Consider the following 17,629-nt stretch of genomic DNA (forward strand, 5'->3'; position numbering starts at 1 on the left):
AAATGTACTATTTAATTTAGTGATTTTGAGCTGTAATCAAAGGGACATGCTTTTGTTACCTTTGATTTTCTCGTTTTATGTCTACATTTAACCTTTCTATAACCATTGTAGTACCAAATGTTAGAGATTAATTTCAGAATAAAGGTCTTTTATGTCGTAGCTAAAGAGCTCAGTTTTACGAGAGCTGCGCGCGAATTGTTTATCAGTCAGCCCGCTGTTTCAAAGCATATCCAAGAGCTTGAAACCAGTATCGGACAAGCCCTCTTTTTACGTAAAGGAAAAGGATTAGTGCTTACGGAGGCCGGACATACCTTGTTGGATAGTGCGAAAGTTATCATGAAAGAATACGCCTTAGCTGATTATCGCCTAGGGCTTCTTCGAGATCAAGTTGTTGGCCAGCTGATTGTGGGCGCCAGTACCACACTTGCACAGTATATCATGCCTAAACTAATCGCTGGTTTTGTTAAAGAGTATCCAGATGTGCGTATTAAGTTGTTCAACGGGAATACGGCAGATGTTGACCGGTGGTTAAATGATAAGCGTATTGGGATAGGCTTTGTCGAAGGATTGCCTGAGGATAGCTCGCTGAAGTATAGTAAGCTGTGGGGCGATAGCTTGGTGCCGGTAGCCCGGCCGGATCACCCTATTTTTAAGGATGCGACGATTAAGCTTGATGATCTTCGCCGGCAAGAATTTATTTTTAGAGAACAAGGTTCGGGTACGAATGACATCGTTTTTCAACGGTTTAAACAATTTGGAATAGAGATAAAGGAACTCTTAAACCGAGTACAAATGTCGAGTTCAGAATCCATTAAACGCTACGTAGAATTAAGTGATTGTATCGGTATTATGTCTATTCATGCGGTTAAGGATGAGTTGGAACGTAAGGATTTACGATTGGTTGAGGTGGAGGGTTTCTCTATTCACCGCCATTTGTACATGGTACATTTACATGGAGAAGTTTCTGGCTTGCCCAAACTTTTTATGCGCTACGTGGAGAAAAATAAGTCTGCCTGTGATAACTATATGTTATAGGTCATAACTTTTTATCGTTTTACAATCTGTAGACCGCGGTGTATGTTTGCGGTATGGAAAAAGAACGGTTTAACAACGAAAAGCTGAGCAAGGAAGTAACGAAACTTGCTTACCAATCCCGCATTATTGGTTTTACCTTTATGCTTGTCGTGGTCCTCATTTTAATACAGATGTTAGGATTATTGCCCGCTGGGTTCTCTGGGCAGCCAATCACCGATTCGGTTCATGTATTTGCTGAAGGTTCTTTTTTACAACATGTAGAAAACTTTGAAATGGATCCTTTTCCTGATACTGAGGAAGGAAAGCTCGCTGCCTATGGTGAGAAGTTGATTACCCAGACAGCTACTTATCTAGGGCCTGAAAACAAATTAGGAGCGATATATTCCGGCAATAATTTAGCGTGTGCTAGTTGCCACCTTAATGGAGGTACGAAAGCGTTTGCCGCACCGTATGTAGGGTTGACCGCTGTTTTTCCGATGTATAGCGGTCGTGAGGGTAAAGTTGCAACTTTGGAAGATCGTATCAATGGATGCTTTGAGCGAAGTATGAATGGGAATAAGTTGCCAACAGATAGTAAGGAAATGGTGGCTATTATCAGTTACATGAAGCATTTAAGTAAAGATGTTAAAGTTGGTCAACGTATAAAAGGACAGGGGTTTGTTACGCTGGATATGCCCGATCGTAAAGCGGATCTAAAGCATGGTCAGGTGATTTTTGAAAAGCAGTGTGTGAGTTGTCATCAAGGCGATGGGCAAGGCCAGCGTCGTGATGTAGCTGATATCAGTCAAGGATATGCTTATCCGCCACTGTGGGGATATGACTCATTCAATGATGGCGCTGGAATGGCTCGCATGCTCACCGCTGCCAAATTTATTAAGGGTAACATGCCTTTGGGGGCCTCTGCAGAAAATCCGATGTTAACCGATGCAGAAGCTTACGACGTCGCGGCATACATCAATTCTTTTGCACGACCTGTTAAAACACAAAAAGAGCTTGATTATCCGGATCTATCCAAAAAACCGAAGGATGCTGGATACCCGCCTTATGCGGATAAAATCGCGACAGAACAACACAAATACGGTCCCTTTAATTTCTAGAATTTACACTATTTAAAATTTTATAACGCGTATGAATATGAAAAAAATAATGCTAATTGCTGCCATTGTATCCGGAAGTTATGCTATACAAGCACAAGAGGTATCCCTGGAGACGTTAACTAAAAATGCAGCATTTACGGGGGCGGTGGCAACGAAGTCTACCTACAAGGCGATTTACCAATTGGATAGTAATAACCCGGATGTCGTTAAGAAAGCATTTAGAAATATTCGGAATGTCTTGGGGGATCCTCGACTTAAAGGGAAATTGGAAATAGAGCTCATCACGTTTTCCGGAGGCACAGAGGTCATGTTAAAGACGTCCGTTTACGAGAAAGATATAAAGGATCTGATTGGTAAAGGTGTGCAGGTCTCACAATGTACAAATTCATTAGCTGAACGCAACTTGACGAAGGACCAGATTTATCCTTTTGTGGCTTTTGTGCCCAGCGGCAATGGAGAGTTAGTAATTCGTGCATCCGAAGGATGGGTTATTGTAAAACCATAAAATAGTATAACATGTATTATAGATTACTTCTTTATACGCTTCTAGGTCTTTTGGCCATAAGAGAAGCAAATGCGCAGGACCATCGTTTTGATCCGCCTTGGAATATTCCTCCTGCATCTGCTGTGCATTTTACGGTGCCGGGAATTGATAATGTGCCTGATTTGTACGGTGATATTGTCGATCCTCAGCTCGTTGTTTTCTTTGCTGGAAATCAATTTATGTGTATTGATGATTTGCTTGCAGCTTTTAAGAAAGAGCATCCACAATACGAACGTATTTTTGTTGAAACCTTGCCTCCAGGGATTCTAGCAAAACAAATTGAAGGTGGTTCATTGACGATGGGAAATTTACGTATTACGCATAAGCCGGATGTTTATGCGGCAGGGAAAGGACGGATGGATAGTATGGCCAATCATTTCTCCCGTGTGGAAACATATGCTTATAATAAGTTAGCCATTATGGTACCGAAGGGAAATCCTAAAGCTATTAAGGATATTCGCGATCTCGGTCGCCATGATGTCCAAGTAGCCATGCCTAATCCGGCTTGGGAGGGTGTGGGAAAGCAGATTGTAAGTGTGTACAATAAGATTGGTGGACCATCGCTCGCGGCGCGTATTATGACGGAAAAGGTAGAGAAGGGAAGCACCTATCTAACGAAAATACACCATAGAGAAAGTCCGATGCGTATTTTATATCGAGCTGCAGACGCCGCTCCGGTATGGTATTCAGAGGTTGTATATCAACAATTGTTGCAACACCCTGTGGATTACGTCGCAATTCCAGATGAGGATAATATTCGAGCGACATACCGTATTGGTGAACTTAAAAATGCGCCGCGCGCGCAAGCGGCTAAGGATTTTGTTGACTTCATGAAAAGTGAATCCGCAAAAGCAATATACCGTAAATATGGTTTTGAAGTATAACTGACCATCTTCTTTATAACTTTAGATCTGCTTTGATAATTGTCCAGTGGTCACCACATACTGGACAGTTATCAAAGTTTTTTTATCGGGTAGAATCTATCACGCATTTTCGCATTTGAATTTAAAGAAAATGAAAATGCGCAATTTGATTCTGATTATTTTATATGCACTGATAGGCTTGCTGGATAATTTTGCTTTTGGTAGAATAGCGGAAAGTTTGGAGAAAGATACATTATTGGTTCCGACCGTAGTTCGTCGGAATGTTTTGACGGACGAACGAATTTCCATTAAGCCGCATACTGATACTATAGGTGATGATGCGGAAATTTCTCGTTTTGCTATTCCTTCTGTTTTAATTGGTTATGGTTTAGTGACTCCGCTTATTCCCGGACTGAAAAATATTGATTACAGCACAAAACGTATGGTTAACCGTCATATTCATAGACGGATGCGCATCGATGATTTTATACAATACGCGCCTTCGGTTGGCGTGTATGCTCTAGAATTCGCTGGACTTACGCCAACACATAACTTGAAACAACGCACGTTGGTTATGGCAACTTCACATCTGCTGATGGGAGCTGTTGTACAGGGCATGAAGCATAGTTTTAAAGTGCAACGCCCCGATGGGTCTAACTATAAATCTTTCCCATCAGGACACACAGCAACAGCTTTTGTTGGTGCGCATATATTACATCGGGAATATAAAGATGAATGTCCATGGATCGGCGTTGCTGGATATGCGGTGGCAACCACAATAGGAATTTTTAGGGTGTTGAACAAAAAACACTGGGTGAGTGATGTCTTGACAGGGGCTGGGATTGGGATCTTGAGCACCGAAATGGGATATCTACTGCTACCCAAGGTGGAGAATTGGTTTCGTACGGCATCAATCGCTAAAGGTGTAAAGATTCAGCGCGTATCGTACGAAGACGGAGATGGCGTGCGCCTGACATACAAGTTTTAGGTTATTTGTTAAAGAGCTTGTCGTCTACTACGACTTGAAAGAACTCTTCGCGACGATGTTTGGATAAGGGAATTTCGTGGCCATTGATTAGGATTGTATTTCCGCGAATACGTTCGATTCGGGCAATATTGATCAAATATGATTTGTGTGTCCGAAAGAAGATATCCTGTGGTAAAAGAAGTTCTGCTGCTGACATGGTTTGATGTACTGTTATTTTTCGATCTTGGAAATGAACGATAATATAGTTTTGCATAGATTCGATAAACAGGATTTCCGACCATTGTACCTGTATATACTCATTACCTTGTTTCAGGTATATTTCGCGATTCATATGATTGTTGGTCTTTGGCAGTGCTTGTTCGTGTTTTTGCATAAATAAAGCACGTGCCCTTTGGGCAGCCTGTACAAAGCGTGCTACCGAGATGGGTTTGAGGAGGTAATCTACAGCGTTTAATCGAAACCCATCGATGGCATGCTCCGAGTAAGCCGTTGTAAAGATTGTTAAGGGGGGATTTTTTAAGGTTTCTAAAAAGTCGACTCCCGATAGATCGGGCATGTTGATATCAAGGAACATGAGGTCTACCGCGTGCCGATTTATTATTTCCATCGCATCGATTGCAGTGTGACATGTACCGATTATTTCGATATAATCTAATTTTTCAGCGTAAAACTTTAGCCCCTCTATTGCCAATGGTTCATCGTCAACCAAGAGGCATTTCATTTTGGTTACAAGGTTGATGTCAACAGGTTGTTGCATATAGTTCGAGCGTTAGGTGACAAGAATAGATCTTTTCGGTTCTGGTGATTGTTAATGTATGTTTGTTGGGGTATACGAGCTCGAGTCTTTTCTGTATGAGGTGAAGACCCAATTTGGGACTGGTTTTGTCCTTATGTTCTTTTTCGGTTACTGAATTTTCGATTGTAAATTCTAAAATACCAGCTCTTTGTTCTAAAATTATTTTAATGAAACCCGCTCCATTGCTTATTCTGGCTACATGCTTAAAGGCATTCTCAATAAAAGTAATAAAGAGTAATGGCGGAACTTGTTGCTGTTCATCTTCAACCATCCAATGGCTCTCTACGGATAATGTATGTTGCCAACGTAATTTCTCAACCTCGATATAGTTTTGCATAAAAGCAATTTCTTCTTGAAGTCTGACTGTATCTTTCTCGACTTTCTCCAGTTGATAGCGAAGAATATCGGCATATTGTAGTAGTACTTCCGAGGCTACTTCGGTATCCTTTTGTATTAAAGTATGGATATGATTTAATACGTTGAACATAAAATGTGGATTCACTTGTGCTTGTAATGCGGACAATCGACTTTCTAGATGTGCTTTCTCTAATGCCATATGTTTTTCGTTCAGCGCATTGTGTTCAAAATAGAATTTCAATCCAGTAAATCCGATGTTAATCATGAGCGTGACAGGTGCCGTACTCATTAAAAGGCGCAAGAGAGGCTCGCGTTCGGCTGGATCTAGAGGGAATGTAATGATTCCAATCTCCTTTAACGTATGAAAGGTTTCCTGGCACCCCCATAAGATCAGTGCTTGAGCAAGAGATATAGCCAAAACCCGTAATGCAATTTTTGATAAATTGAATTGATTGATGACTTTCGGTAGTAGGTAATTACAGAGGAGGTACGTGGTACTTATAAAGGATAGAAGGATAATAATGGCATACAGACGTTTCTGTATCGTATATATGGTGTTGGTATCGTCAACAAACCAAATTAAGGAACCTAGGATAAACCAAAGAATAAAAAAAATACTGTTGAAGCTATTTATTTTTATGTCTCGCATGGCACGAATTTACAAGTTTGTCCTTAATTTTTTAATACGAGGTTTAGGGGAGGAAAGGGGGAATAAAAAAGGCTACCATCGTAGCCTTTTTTATATCGTACTTTTAATTTGTTTTATACGTTAAAACGGAAGTGCATGATATCTCCATCTTCAACAATATATGTTTTTCCCTCTACGGAAAGTTTTCCAGCCTCTTTAACTGCTGCTTCGGATCCATATTGAATAAAGTCTTCGTATTTGATAACCTCCGCACGGATAAACCCTTTTTCGAAATCTGTATGGATCACACCAGCTGCTTGCGGAGCGGTAAATCCTTTTTCAATGGTCCATGCACGAACCTCTTGTACTCCCGCAGTGAAATAAGTGGCTAAGTCCAATAGTGCATAGGCCGCACGGATAAGTTTGTACACACCCGACTCATCAAGACCTAAATCGTCAAGGAACATCTGGCGCTCCTCATAAGACTCCAATTGTGCTATCTCCGACTCAATCTGTGCTGAAATAATCAAGACTTCCGCCTTTTCGTCCTTCACCGCTTCTCTTACTCGTTCAACATAAGCATTACCTGTGTTTACAGACGCTTCGTCAACGTTACATACGTATAAAACAGGTTTTACAGTTAGTAATGCTAAATCTTCTATAAACTCAAAATCTTCTGTTTCAATGGCCGCCGTTCTAGCTGATTTTCCAGCTTCCAAGTGCTCTTTTACGATGGATAAGATTTCAAACGTGCGTTTCGCATCTTTATCCCCCCCAGTCTTCGCCATCTTCTCCACTTTTTGGATACGCTTAACAACAGTATCTAAGTCCTTTAGTTGAAGTTCTGTATCGATGATCTCTTTATCTCTGATCGGGTCTACTGAACCATCGACATGGATAACATTTCCGTCATCAAAACAACGCAAAACATGAATAATCGCATTGGTAGTACGGATATTTCCCAAAAACTGATTTCCTAAACCTTCGCCCTTTGAAGCGCCTTTTACTAAACCAGCGATGTCGACAATTTCAATAGTATTGGGTACGATACGTTGTGGGTTTACCAATTCCGCTAATTTATTTAGACGTTCGTCTGGAACGGTGATAACACCTACATTGGGTTCAATCGTACAGAATGGAAAGTTTGCCGCTTGTGCTTTCGCATTGGACAAACAGTTGAATAAAGTTGATTTACCAACATTAGGTAAACCGACAATGCCGCATTGTAAAGCCATTAATTTGGAATTTTGTTAAAATCGCACAAAGATAATATAAAATCCTTATATATCGTTCTTCTAATGTGTTACAGTTTTTATGGTGTTTTTGTGGCTGAAATTTTACAAATTTTAACATTTTTGGAATTAATCCTTCGGCGCATTATTGGTGTCATACCACCAAAGATATCGCTATACGGCGCGCCTAATGTATAAGATGTCGGTACCGTCCTTTGAGGTCTAAACGTATCACAGAAACTAGGGTAATACCTTTGAAAAGCACATGAAAAATTAAATAGGGAGGGAACTATGAAGAAGTATTTTTACGCAGCGTTGGTAATGGGATTATTTACGGCTGTCACGCCGGCACAGGCGCAACTAAGTGTTAGTGTTAATATTGGGGCTCAACCACAGTGGGGGCCGGTTGGGTATGATTATGTTCGTTATTATTACATACCGGAAATTGATGTTTATTATGATGTTTCCAGTCGTAAGTACACATATTATCAAGGGAATAGATGGGTCACACGCTCTTCTTTGCCACGTGTATATGGACGTGTAGACTTATATCGCACATATAAGGTTGTTATTAATGATCGGAATCCGTGGCATCATCACGGGCGTTATAAAAAGCAATACGGACATTATGCGCATAATCATTCACAACACGTACTAAGAGACTATCATAAAGACCATCGTAAATACGAAAAGTACGAGAAAAAGAGAGATAAGCACGAACGTAAGGCGTATGAAAAACACAGAAAGCATTACGACCGTGGACGACGAGATTAAAGAATAAAAAGTGGACTTGTAACGCGTTGAAACAGCGCTGTTGCAAGTCCCTTGTGATGTTGCTTCCTTTACATTTGTAGGTTAATAATTTTGCGTTTGCTGAAGTAATGTCCTACTTTTGCATAAGAATAAAAAAACAGTGTTATGTTAAAGGGGATGCGAGGTCAGGCCATGGTGGGCGGCCTTTTATTAGCAGCGAATATATTTGTCGGTTGTCAAGGAAGTATGGATTCGAAGGCCGCACATAGCCCCCAAGATACCCTCGCTTTGGAAACGGAAGCAAAGCAAGATACCTTAGCGAAAGGAAAACTTGCAACGCGATTAAAAGATTCTGCAAAGCAGAAAGTTGATACCGTCGGTGTCATCAAAAAAGATTCTGTCATTCGACAGGCAAAGATGGAGCAGCGTCGTATAAAGGATTCTGTACGTCGAGAGCTCGACAAATTGCCCAAGCATATTTATTTTACCTTTGACGATGGTCCTTTACGTGGAAGTGCTGCTATTGACTCGATAGCCAAAGCTCGAAATATTAAGATCAATGTTTTTCTGGTAGGTAAGCATGCTAACATGTCGAAAGGATTGAAACGCGATTTTCAGAAGTATTATGACAACCCATTGGTGGAGTGTTATAACCACAGCTACACGCATGCGAATAACAAGTTTACCACTTTTTACAGTAATCCAGTAAGTGCTTTTGATGATTTTGCAAAGAATGAGCAAGATTTGAAATTGCAGCACAAAATCATTCGTCTTCCTGGACGTAATATTTGGATTTATGATGATATCCGTCGTATAGATCTTCAAAGCGGTGCTAGTACGGCAGACATGTTGTATGGCAGTGGATACAAGATTTATGGATGGGATGTCGAGTGGAAGATTCATGGTTTAACAGGTAAACCTTTACAGTCTGTTACCGAAATCTATAACCGCTTGCGTAATTATATGAATAATAAAACATCGCAAGAACCCAATAATGTGGTGTTGCTTATGCATGACGATATGTTCCAAAATAAGAAGGGACAAGCTTTATTGTCATCACTTATTGATACAATACAAAAGACAACAGACTATAAATTTGAGTTTATGCGGGATTTTCCTTTCCGCTACTAATTTCTCTATTTTAAGGTATTTACTTACAAAAGGCCGTAATTTTTAGCAACAATTGCTAAAAATTACGGCCTTTAACGTATTCATTGTCAGCTAGATGTTTTAGTGTAAAAAATACAATAAGCTGTGAATCAGTTTTTTAATTGATTTATCTTGCTTAGCTTTGTCTTATATTTTTTACTAAAAAAGTGTTGGGTTTTCAATTGTGCGCTGTCTTACTCTCTTTTATTTTAGCTGTTCAGTATAGCATGATACCCCGTCTCTATCCATTTAATCCTTTATATTTCATTATTCATGTCGTTAAAAACATTAGGTCAGTTTATTATTGAAAAACAAAATGATTTTCCCTATGCCAAAGGAGAGCTCTCGCGTCTCCTGCGTGATATAGGGATTGCGGCGAAGATTATTAACCGAGAAGTGAACAAAGCTGGACTGGCTGATATCCTTGGTGAATACGGCGCTGAAAATATTCAAGGTGAAGCGCAAAAGAAGTTGGATGTCTATGCCGATGAGCAGTTTATTGAAGCACTGACCAAAGGAGGGGAGTGTTGTTATGTAGCTAGCGAAGAGCATGAAGGGGGAATTGACCTCTCTAGACATAGCGTTTCCAAAAATGGAAAGTACATTGTATGTATCGATCCGCTAGATGGTTCTTCGAATATAGATTTAAATGTATCGGTCGGATCTATCTTTTCTATATATAGACGCAAGCATACCGATCGTCCTATCACGATGGACGAGGTGCTGCAATATGGTAGTGAGCAGGTTGCCGCGGGATATGTGATCTACGGCTCGTCAACCATGCTGGTCTATAGTACAGGGAAAGGAGTAAATGGCTTTACATTGGACCCTTCAATCGGAGAATTCTGTTTGTCTCATCCCGAAATGCAAATCCCTCTCGATGGAAAGACCTATTCAGTGAATGAAGGTAACTACCTTAAGTTTCCGCAGTATATCAAAGATTACATAAAGTATTGTCAAATGGAGGATAGTGAAACCAATAGACCCTATACGTCACGATACATAGGCTCTATGGTGGCAGACTTGCATCGTACATTGATTATCGGAGGGATATTCCTATATCCAGAGACGCAGAGTTATCCGCAAGGGAAGCTACGTCTTTTATACGAGTGCAACCCACTTGCTTTTATTATCGAGCAGGCTGGGGGCAAGGCTGTTTCTGGTGTAGAACGAATTCTGGAAATTAAACCAACGCACTTACATCAGCGAACATCCATTGTAATTGGTAGTAAACATATGGTGGAGAAGGTGGAGGAATTTTATGCGGGACATGAAGAGCAGGTAACATTACCGTCCCTCCGAAAGGTTTAAAATAGAGCGTTTTGTCACTAGAGAGGCGTACGACGATAAGACAATAGTAATGGACTGGGATTACAATTTCGTTTTCGTCGTACGCCATTTTACATAGAGGAATGCTGCGGCTGGCAATGCTAAAAGTTGAAATATAAACAAAAGGAGGGAAGGAATACCTTCGGGTTTGTTTGCATTCGCAGGTGTCAAAATCATAGCGCCTAATGGACCGTTGGAAAATAATATAATATGGCATAGATTCCATCCGAGATGCAAAGAAATTGGTAGCCAGAGTGTCCCTGTCTTTGCATAAGCAAAGGCTAGAACCCAGCCTATTAGTCCGGTGCTAATAAAAACAAGAAGCATCTGCATGGGGAATCCTAGAACGCCATAGGAGAACCAATGGTACACTCCGAACATCATAGCAGAAATAAAACAACCTTTACGCCAACCCATATATTCAATAACTAAAAATAAGAGCACTCCCCGGAAAAGAAGTTCTTCGAATAGTACAGATTTTACTACCCATAGGATTCCGTTCCCGACTGCGATAGTGTCTAGCTCTGGATTCCATAGCCATGTGTTTTTAGCTATACCTGCTTTTAGTAGATGGTAGAAAGTGCATAAAAGAATCGATAAACAAAACCCGATTAAAAAGTCTCGTGATCGGGCTTGATTCGGTTTTAAGCCTAAAATAGTAAGACTCTTACGCTTCAGAATCCATAAAAGTAACGCGGAAAGAATAAGAATGATGCAAAGCCCAAGCATATTTAATTCTATTTCAAATAAAAATACCACTATAAATGTAATTATTTATTTTTCGGATCTTGTTTTTTGACTTAACTCGATATAATGCTGTCTTATTTGGGCGTTCCTCTATTAGATTCTTTAAGATATTTGTGTGAATAGAGATTTCATCTCTACACTTTATAAAAATTTAGGTTGTTTAATTAGTTGTTGTATTTAGAAGGTGTTTTACTGTTGTGAGACACCTTTGAAAAGAATTTCTTAAAAAAGCGATAGGTTACGGTTTCCCGTAAGGATATTGTTTAATGAATGGTTATTTTTGATAATGTGGGCCTGCCTGTATGAAGAAGTATTATATAAATATTAATGCATATGTTAACGGAGATTACGAAGTGCATAGTGAACATTGTGTTTTGCTTCCAACGGAAGTGAACAGAGCATATTTGGGAAATTTTTCTTCAGGTCAAAAAGCAACGGAACACGCTCGAGAGCTTTATCGACTAGCGATCGGTTGCCGCTTGTGTGTTCGATAGTTCCTGCCTAAGGTGACAATTTTGGTTATACGTTAACACAATTATATTCTTGTAAGGGATTACTGCAACAGTAATCCCTTTGTTCTTTTAAAGAAATACGCTTTTATCCACCTGGTTTTATATTGAATTTCGATTTATTGTGTAGGGGCATAGGATGGGCATCACTATTTGAAGGTTGCTGTTTGTTGTTGCCAGCTTTACCAAGCTCCCAGCTAAAGCTAAACTTATAGACACGCAAGTCTGTACGGAAGTTCATCGTAGAATGTTGGTTCAGGTCGCCTAGAATTTCTGCTTTAAAGATGCCATTGTAAAAAAAAGATCACTCATCGAAAGTTTGAATGTTAGCTTCTCATTCCATAGTTTTTTGTTAACACCTAGGCTTACTTCAGCCCCTTTGCTTGCTATAGAAGAATGTTGGAGGAGAAACTTCCAATTTTGATTTTCGGTGTATTTACGCTGGAAGCGGAGACATGCGTCTCAATTATTGCTTTTGTTAGTCAATATATTTTCTTGCCTGAACTGTGTGGTATGCTGTGAATCCCCTTCCATAAATGTGCACGTTACTCCATTTGTAGGTGTACTTATACTTTTTTGCACATAGGTATGGTAGCGAAACCTAGCGCTAGAGGTGAAAATTGTAATTACAGCCAAAAAAGTGGTTAAAGCGTATTAAAGTCACCGTGAACCGTTTTAACGTTGACGGTTAATATGACCTCTTTTTCTATGGTATACACTGTGTTGTCATGCTATACATGTACTTAAATTTGGGTTATCCGTAATGTTTAAGAATATTATTTGTTTGTTTTATTCTATTGTTTATTTATATTTTGTTTTGACGGTCAAAAAGTGCTACATTGCGAAAAGACTATTAAACCAAGTTATTTAAAATTTTGTTTATGAGAAATTATAGCTTTTTTGTACATACCGATTATATCCAAGTTTGCTCGTAGGTGCGAGACGAACAATAGATCACAGTAGAAGGGCAGTCTATATTACATTGATATCGTTGATTATCAGTGGTATGTATGATTTCCCACAGACTTCTAGAAATTTTGATTACTTGGCGATCGTATTAAAGTATTCGCTGGGTTTTTTGTGCCTCAGACAGTGTAATGAATAATAATAAAACGGAAATTATAATAATAAAATGCATATGAATACGTGGACATCCCGGAATGGACGGATAGTTTCCTATCTTCTTCTTCAGTTTTTTCTTTTACTCCACATTGGAGGGTCATTTGTTCATGGCCAAACACGCATGACAAAGATTAAAGACGGTACGGTAGCTAATACCGATTTTGAACCATTTAGAGGAGCACTATTAGAGCTTGAAAGTACAAATAAAGGACTATTGGTGTCTCGTTTGACGACCGCGCAGCGGGATGCCATTCCGTTAGTAGATCGCTCGAATGGCATGCTTATTTACAATATCAGTACTGACTGTTTTAACTACTGGGCAGCCAATACAGAAAATTGGTTAAGTATTTGTGGAACTCCTCCTCCCGCTGTAATGCGTATATCAAATTGTGATCAGGTTAAAGTCGGTGGTACTTTAACACAAGGGATTGGGTTGGATGCCAATAATTACTTGGAAGTTCCTGTAACGGTAAATCAGGCCGGAACATACGAGGTTGCCGCCTCTACGGAAAATGGTTATTATTTTATGGTAAGTGGCACTTTTCCAAATGCAGGGAACTACACGTTGTATCTTCCTGGGATGGGTACTCCACGAACGGGATACGTTGAAGGGGATCCTGGCGATGTGCTCACCATAAAGATTAATGGCGTCGAGGTGACCAATTGTAGCCCCACTGTGTTTGTGCGTCGTGCAAATGTCGATTATTCCCTTATTTGTGGACAGATAAATGTCGTAGGCGACTACATGATGGGGGTTCCACTGGATGAAGGGAATAAGGTTCGTGTTTTAGTGAATGTGATCGTTCCAGGTTATTGGAGCATCTGGACTCCTACAATAAATGGCTACTCTTTTGCTGGAAATGGCACATTCAACGAAACCGGTGAACAGTGGGTTGAGCTGCAAGGCACGGGAACACCGGTAACGGGGGAACCTAGTCCAAATATGTTTACGCTAGCGGATAATGCCGAAAATAGCGTGACCTGTGACCCTTTCCCAGTTCCGATCACACCTGTTTCTTTCGTTATTGACTGTGATGCCGTTGAGGTAGGTGGCTCATATATGCATGACGTACCGTTGGGAGCAACGAATACGCTCAATGTAAAAGTACAGGTTACTTCTACCGGATATACCACATTGGAAACGAATACAGTGAATGGTTTCAAGTTCAGTTCAGGTTCTATTCTATTGCATAAGCTAGGGGAACAGGTGATTCCACTTATAGGCTCAGGAACCCCTCAGGAAGGTATTGATACTCCGTTTGAAATAAAGGCTACTCCGGGTGGTGCCGTTGCAAGCTGTAATGTTACTGTTCCAGTTAAACCGCAACCTGTGGCGTTTACGATGACTTGTGCCTCTATTGGAGTTGAGGGACGTTATCGACCAAAATTACCGATGACCGATGAGAATAAGATGACTATAAATGTTAGACCTGAGTACTTAGGCGAATGGAAGATTGAGACCAATTGGCTGAACGGTGTTCAATTTACGGGCAGCGGAACATTTACACAACCCGGAGAGCAACAAGTAGTGCTGCAGGCTAGCGGTACACCAATCAGTGGTGGACAGTTTAACTATACACTTACCTCGAATAGTGCTTCTGGAAGTACCACCTGTACGTATCGTGTTACGTACGTTTACCGGACGATGAATATACTCGGGATAGGGCGTGGAGTATACCAGCCGGGAACCTCCAGCGCCAGTAATTCCTCGCGGGCCATTTTGGCAAACTCAAATAGTTTTGGACCGAATGGTACGGTTAAAGTGCAACGTCTAAATATCTTTAATGCAAGTGAAAGCGAAGGAGCAACGCTAAGAAACGCCATAAACTCCAATAATATTGACATCATTGTTATAGGCTATAACTATACCCCAGGGGAGGAGTCTCGTTCTATTTTGGAAGATTTTGTCAAAAACAAAAGAGGGGTGCTGATTCATTCACAAGAAAATTCGTCCAGTGGAACAGCGGATCTTATAAACCGGATTTCTGGAGGTAATGTCTCTGTTTCGGGGTCTGGCTCGGTTTATTTTAACCCCACATTAAACGTCGATGACCCCGTATTGAATGGACCTTTCGGCGATTTGCGCTTAAAAGGTACGGGCTCGGATGTAAATAACTCTTATTACGTGACCAATATACCCTCCTCGATGATCGCTCTAGGCGTTAATGAGCGCGACCGTAGTCGGGTACACATCATGAGGCATCGTACTTTGGGGTATCTGTACGTCGGAGATTCGGGATGGACTGCCGGAAACTCGTCTAGTGGTTCTTCGACAATATACCCAGCGAGAATTACCTCGACAGGGTTGCCACAAACAAAGCCCTATTCTGGAGGAAATACGGTATACAATAGTTTTGTTTATGCAAATGCCATCGCTTGGGCTATTCAATATGCGGAAGAACATATTGTTTCGGATTACCAAGTGCGATAAAATAAGATAATGCTGTTTATAGGTGCGTATTTTTACAGTAGTACCTTTAAACAGTATTATTTACCTGCTTTGAAAAAATAAAACATTTTAAAGATCTTTACGTTTTTCGCTTTATATGATGATAGAAAATGCAGTAGTACCCGCAGATGTCCCTAGATTGTTCGCAGCAGCTTGGAACGAACGTAGAGCCGATAAGATTGCTGATCTTTTTGTTCCTGATGCTGATTTTATTAATGTAGTAGGTATTTGGTGGGAGAATAAAGTAGATATACAGAAGGCTCATGAGTATGGTTTAACTGCTATCTTTGGTGAATCACACCTAACTCTAGGCAAAGTAAAAGTGAAAATGTTAAGTTCCGAAATCGCTGTGGTACATGCACGGTTCCGCTTGGCAGGACAGCGTGGACATGGACAGTCGGCCGGTTTACGGCAAAATTTGTTTTTGTTTGTTATACAACGTCTTCAGGACAGATGGTTAGCTGTTTCTGCGCAAAATACCGACATAGTTATTGGCGCAGAAACCAATATAAGGCGTGCAGACGGGACTTTAGTCCCCACTGATTATCGCCCTTTAAAAGAAAACCAGACAGATATCCCTTCCTATAAAGTCCCCGAAACAGATTAATTTTTTTGCAGTTTTTATGTAGTAGAGATATTATCTGATTTTTTTTTCTCTTTTTATTGATTTACAATGTCTCATTTTCGTATTTTTCTACTTTTCCCTTATTTAAGTGAAAATTGATCTTTTTTTATTGTAAAACAATATTTTTGAGTGCGGACATTTGGTTTTTTTCGTTTTTAATATTGCGAAAAAAATTTAGTTATAAATCCAAGAGATAAAAAAATATCCATACTTTTTTTGCGAAGATCACCAAGGAAGAGGTCCCTTTTTTGTCCCGCTATTCATGGCTTTTATTTTCTTAAAAAAATCCACTATTCTTATTTTGAAATAAATTTTCTTAAAGGTGTTTTTATAACTGCGATTTTAGAAAATAGTTGTATATTTGTTTAGCAACATAAAAGGATAAATTTATGCCTCTGATTCGTTTCATTTTAGGTTTGTATATACTAGGAACAAGTTCGGATTGAGAACCATTCTTATTTTTTTATTGCATTGAGAAATTACGCTTTCGTTAAGGTTTGTGTTATTTTGCTTCCAGTTTATTCTTTGATGTGTTTTTGTCCTAAAACACCATATTTACGCTAAATTTTTTGTTTCAAAAAACCTATTAATTCTCTGTTTTTCAGTCTGTTATTTGTTTTTGCGCTTTTTACAACTTTAATAAGTGTACTTGTCCACCCTATATGTCCGTTGTTTTGTCTCCGAGACATTTTCATTAAGCAATAAAATCATTTCCAAACTTTGGTTAAGTCATTCGGCTCACTGCCGGATACCTACAAAACCAATGTATGCTGTGAAGAGGCATAACCAGTTGAGCTATTGAAGAACTCTAATTCAGTGGCTCAAGTCTCCATCAGCCAGTATTTATGAAATTATTGAAAGGAGGACATATGTTAGTACTCATCAACGGCTGTAAACTACAGGCTACAGACACAACCAATAGGTTACTTAGGACTACGATTATTTTTTTAGGTTTTATTCTCTTTTTCTTCACCAGCGCACGTGGGCAGGTTGTTGGTTCTTTTGAGGAGTTCACAAGCAACACACAGGACGAACGTAGCAAAGATATATTGCAGTTGTATCAACAGATCGACCCCGTAGCGACTATTGACCCGCGAGGGCAGTTTGTTGATAACTTGCCGAATTTCATTTCCAAAGTCCTTAAAGTTGATGGTCGTCAGCAACAGATGATCGCCACGGTTTATCCAAAGTTATCGGCTGTTCGACTCCTCGTTGTTAAGGCAGCATCTAGGAATCAATTGCCAAAAGACCTGTTTGACAAGATGCCAAGCTTAGTCTATGTCGTGGTGGAGTATGATCCAGACGAGGTGACATTATCTGCAAATGATCTTAAGAATCAATTCAATAGTGAGGATTTGGAAGATAGAGTCTTATTGGTAAGAAAAATCGGTAAGGATAAATAGGTT

Annotated in this window: 16 protein-coding genes; 11 read left to right on the forward strand and 5 right to left on the reverse strand. The window is 39.9% G+C overall.

Annotation, left to right across the window (positions count from 1 at the left end):
- The first annotated feature begins 117 nt into the window (after window positions 1-117).
- The 5 genes from E2P86_RS08750 to E2P86_RS08770 all read left to right on the forward strand — a co-directional run bounded on the left by E2P86_RS08750 (window position 118) and on the right by E2P86_RS08770 (window position 4,527).
- Window positions 118-1,035, forward strand: a complete 918-nt coding sequence (locus tag E2P86_RS08750; protein WP_134432455.1) for a LysR family transcriptional regulator — start codon at window positions 118-120, stop codon at window positions 1,033-1,035.
- 53 nt (window positions 1,036-1,088) lie between these two features.
- A complete protein-coding gene (locus E2P86_RS08755; protein ID WP_134432457.1) occupies window positions 1,089-2,132 on the forward strand; it encodes a c-type cytochrome in 1,044 nt (347 codons plus the stop codon).
- Window positions 2,133-2,169: 37 nt separating this feature from the next.
- The gene (locus E2P86_RS08760; RefSeq protein ID WP_134432459.1) at window positions 2,170-2,637 is read left to right on the forward strand and encodes a DsrE family protein; all 468 of its coding nucleotides are present in this window, start codon (window positions 2,170-2,172) and stop codon (window positions 2,635-2,637) included.
- 11 nt (window positions 2,638-2,648) lie between these two features.
- Complete coding sequence (locus E2P86_RS08765) at window positions 2,649-3,560, forward strand: molybdate ABC transporter substrate-binding protein (protein ID WP_134432466.1); 912 nt, start codon at window positions 2,649-2,651, stop codon at window positions 3,558-3,560.
- 136 nt (window positions 3,561-3,696) lie between these two features.
- Entirely contained in the window at window positions 3,697-4,527 is an 831-nt protein-coding gene (locus tag E2P86_RS08770; RefSeq protein WP_206368009.1) for a phosphatase PAP2 family protein, read from the forward strand.
- Window position 4,528: 1 nt separating this feature from the next.
- Here E2P86_RS08770 and E2P86_RS08775 read toward each other — a convergent pair whose 3' ends face one another.
- The 3 genes from E2P86_RS08775 to ychF all read right to left on the reverse strand — a co-directional run bounded on the left by E2P86_RS08775 (window position 4,529) and on the right by ychF (window position 7,543).
- Complete coding sequence (locus E2P86_RS08775; protein ID WP_206368010.1) at window positions 4,529-5,284, reverse strand: LytR/AlgR family response regulator transcription factor; 756 nt, start codon at window positions 5,282-5,284, stop codon at window positions 4,529-4,531.
- The gene (locus E2P86_RS08780; RefSeq protein ID WP_134432470.1) at window positions 5,268-6,329 is read right to left on the reverse strand and encodes a sensor histidine kinase; all 1,062 of its coding nucleotides are present in this window, start codon (window positions 6,327-6,329) and stop codon (window positions 5,268-5,270) included. The genes E2P86_RS08775 and E2P86_RS08780 overlap by 17 nt, the downstream gene beginning before the upstream one ends.
- Before the next feature lie 113 nt (window positions 6,330-6,442).
- Window positions 6,443-7,543, reverse strand: a complete 1,101-nt coding sequence (gene ychF / locus E2P86_RS08785; RefSeq protein WP_085473009.1) for a redox-regulated ATPase YchF — start codon at window positions 7,541-7,543, stop codon at window positions 6,443-6,445.
- A 288-nt stretch (window positions 7,544-7,831) separates the two neighbouring features.
- Here ychF and E2P86_RS08790 point away from each other — a divergent pair, with 288 nt between their 5' ends.
- The 3 genes from E2P86_RS08790 to fbp all read left to right on the forward strand — a co-directional run bounded on the left by E2P86_RS08790 (window position 7,832) and on the right by fbp (window position 10,753).
- On the forward strand, window positions 7,832-8,314 hold the full coding sequence (locus E2P86_RS08790) for a hypothetical protein (RefSeq protein ID WP_085473010.1): 483 nt from the start codon (window positions 7,832-7,834) through the stop codon (window positions 8,312-8,314).
- 144 nt (window positions 8,315-8,458) lie between these two features.
- On the forward strand, window positions 8,459-9,424 hold the full coding sequence (locus tag E2P86_RS08795) for a polysaccharide deacetylase family protein (RefSeq protein WP_240775591.1): 966 nt from the start codon (window positions 8,459-8,461) through the stop codon (window positions 9,422-9,424).
- A 291-nt stretch (window positions 9,425-9,715) separates the two neighbouring features.
- Window positions 9,716-10,753, forward strand: a complete 1,038-nt coding sequence (fbp, locus tag E2P86_RS08800; RefSeq protein WP_085473011.1) for a class 1 fructose-bisphosphatase — start codon at window positions 9,716-9,718, stop codon at window positions 10,751-10,753.
- Window positions 10,754-10,813: 60 nt separating this feature from the next.
- Here the strand turns inward: fbp and E2P86_RS08805 are convergent, their stop codons facing one another.
- The gene (locus tag E2P86_RS08805) at window positions 10,814-11,530 is read right to left on the reverse strand and encodes a CPBP family intramembrane glutamic endopeptidase (RefSeq protein WP_206368011.1); all 717 of its coding nucleotides are present in this window, start codon (window positions 11,528-11,530) and stop codon (window positions 10,814-10,816) included.
- 585 nt (window positions 11,531-12,115) lie between these two features.
- Entirely contained in the window at window positions 12,116-12,268 is a 153-nt protein-coding gene (locus E2P86_RS18185) for a hypothetical protein (RefSeq protein WP_159451838.1), read from the reverse strand.
- A 1,002-nt stretch (window positions 12,269-13,270) separates the two neighbouring features.
- Here E2P86_RS18185 and E2P86_RS08815 point away from each other — a divergent pair.
- The 3 genes from E2P86_RS08815 (at window position 13,271) to E2P86_RS08825 (ending at window position 17,626) form a co-directional block, all read left to right on the forward strand.
- On the forward strand, window positions 13,271-15,580 hold the full coding sequence (locus tag E2P86_RS08815) for a hypothetical protein (protein ID WP_134432472.1): 2,310 nt from the start codon (window positions 13,271-13,273) through the stop codon (window positions 15,578-15,580).
- 115 nt (window positions 15,581-15,695) lie between these two features.
- Window positions 15,696-16,205: an SgcJ/EcaC family oxidoreductase gene (locus E2P86_RS08820; protein ID WP_134432474.1), complete on the forward strand. Its 510-nt coding sequence runs from the start codon at window positions 15,696-15,698 to the stop codon at window positions 16,203-16,205.
- 863 nt (window positions 16,206-17,068) lie between these two features.
- Window positions 17,069-17,626, forward strand: a complete 558-nt coding sequence (locus E2P86_RS08825) for a hypothetical protein (protein WP_134432476.1) — start codon at window positions 17,069-17,071, stop codon at window positions 17,624-17,626.
- Window positions 17,627-17,629 lie beyond the last annotated feature (3 nt).

The organism is Sphingobacterium psychroaquaticum (assembly GCF_004421025.1).
In the GTDB taxonomy this organism is placed as follows: Bacteria; Bacteroidota; Bacteroidia; order Sphingobacteriales; family Sphingobacteriaceae; genus Sphingobacterium; species Sphingobacterium psychroaquaticum.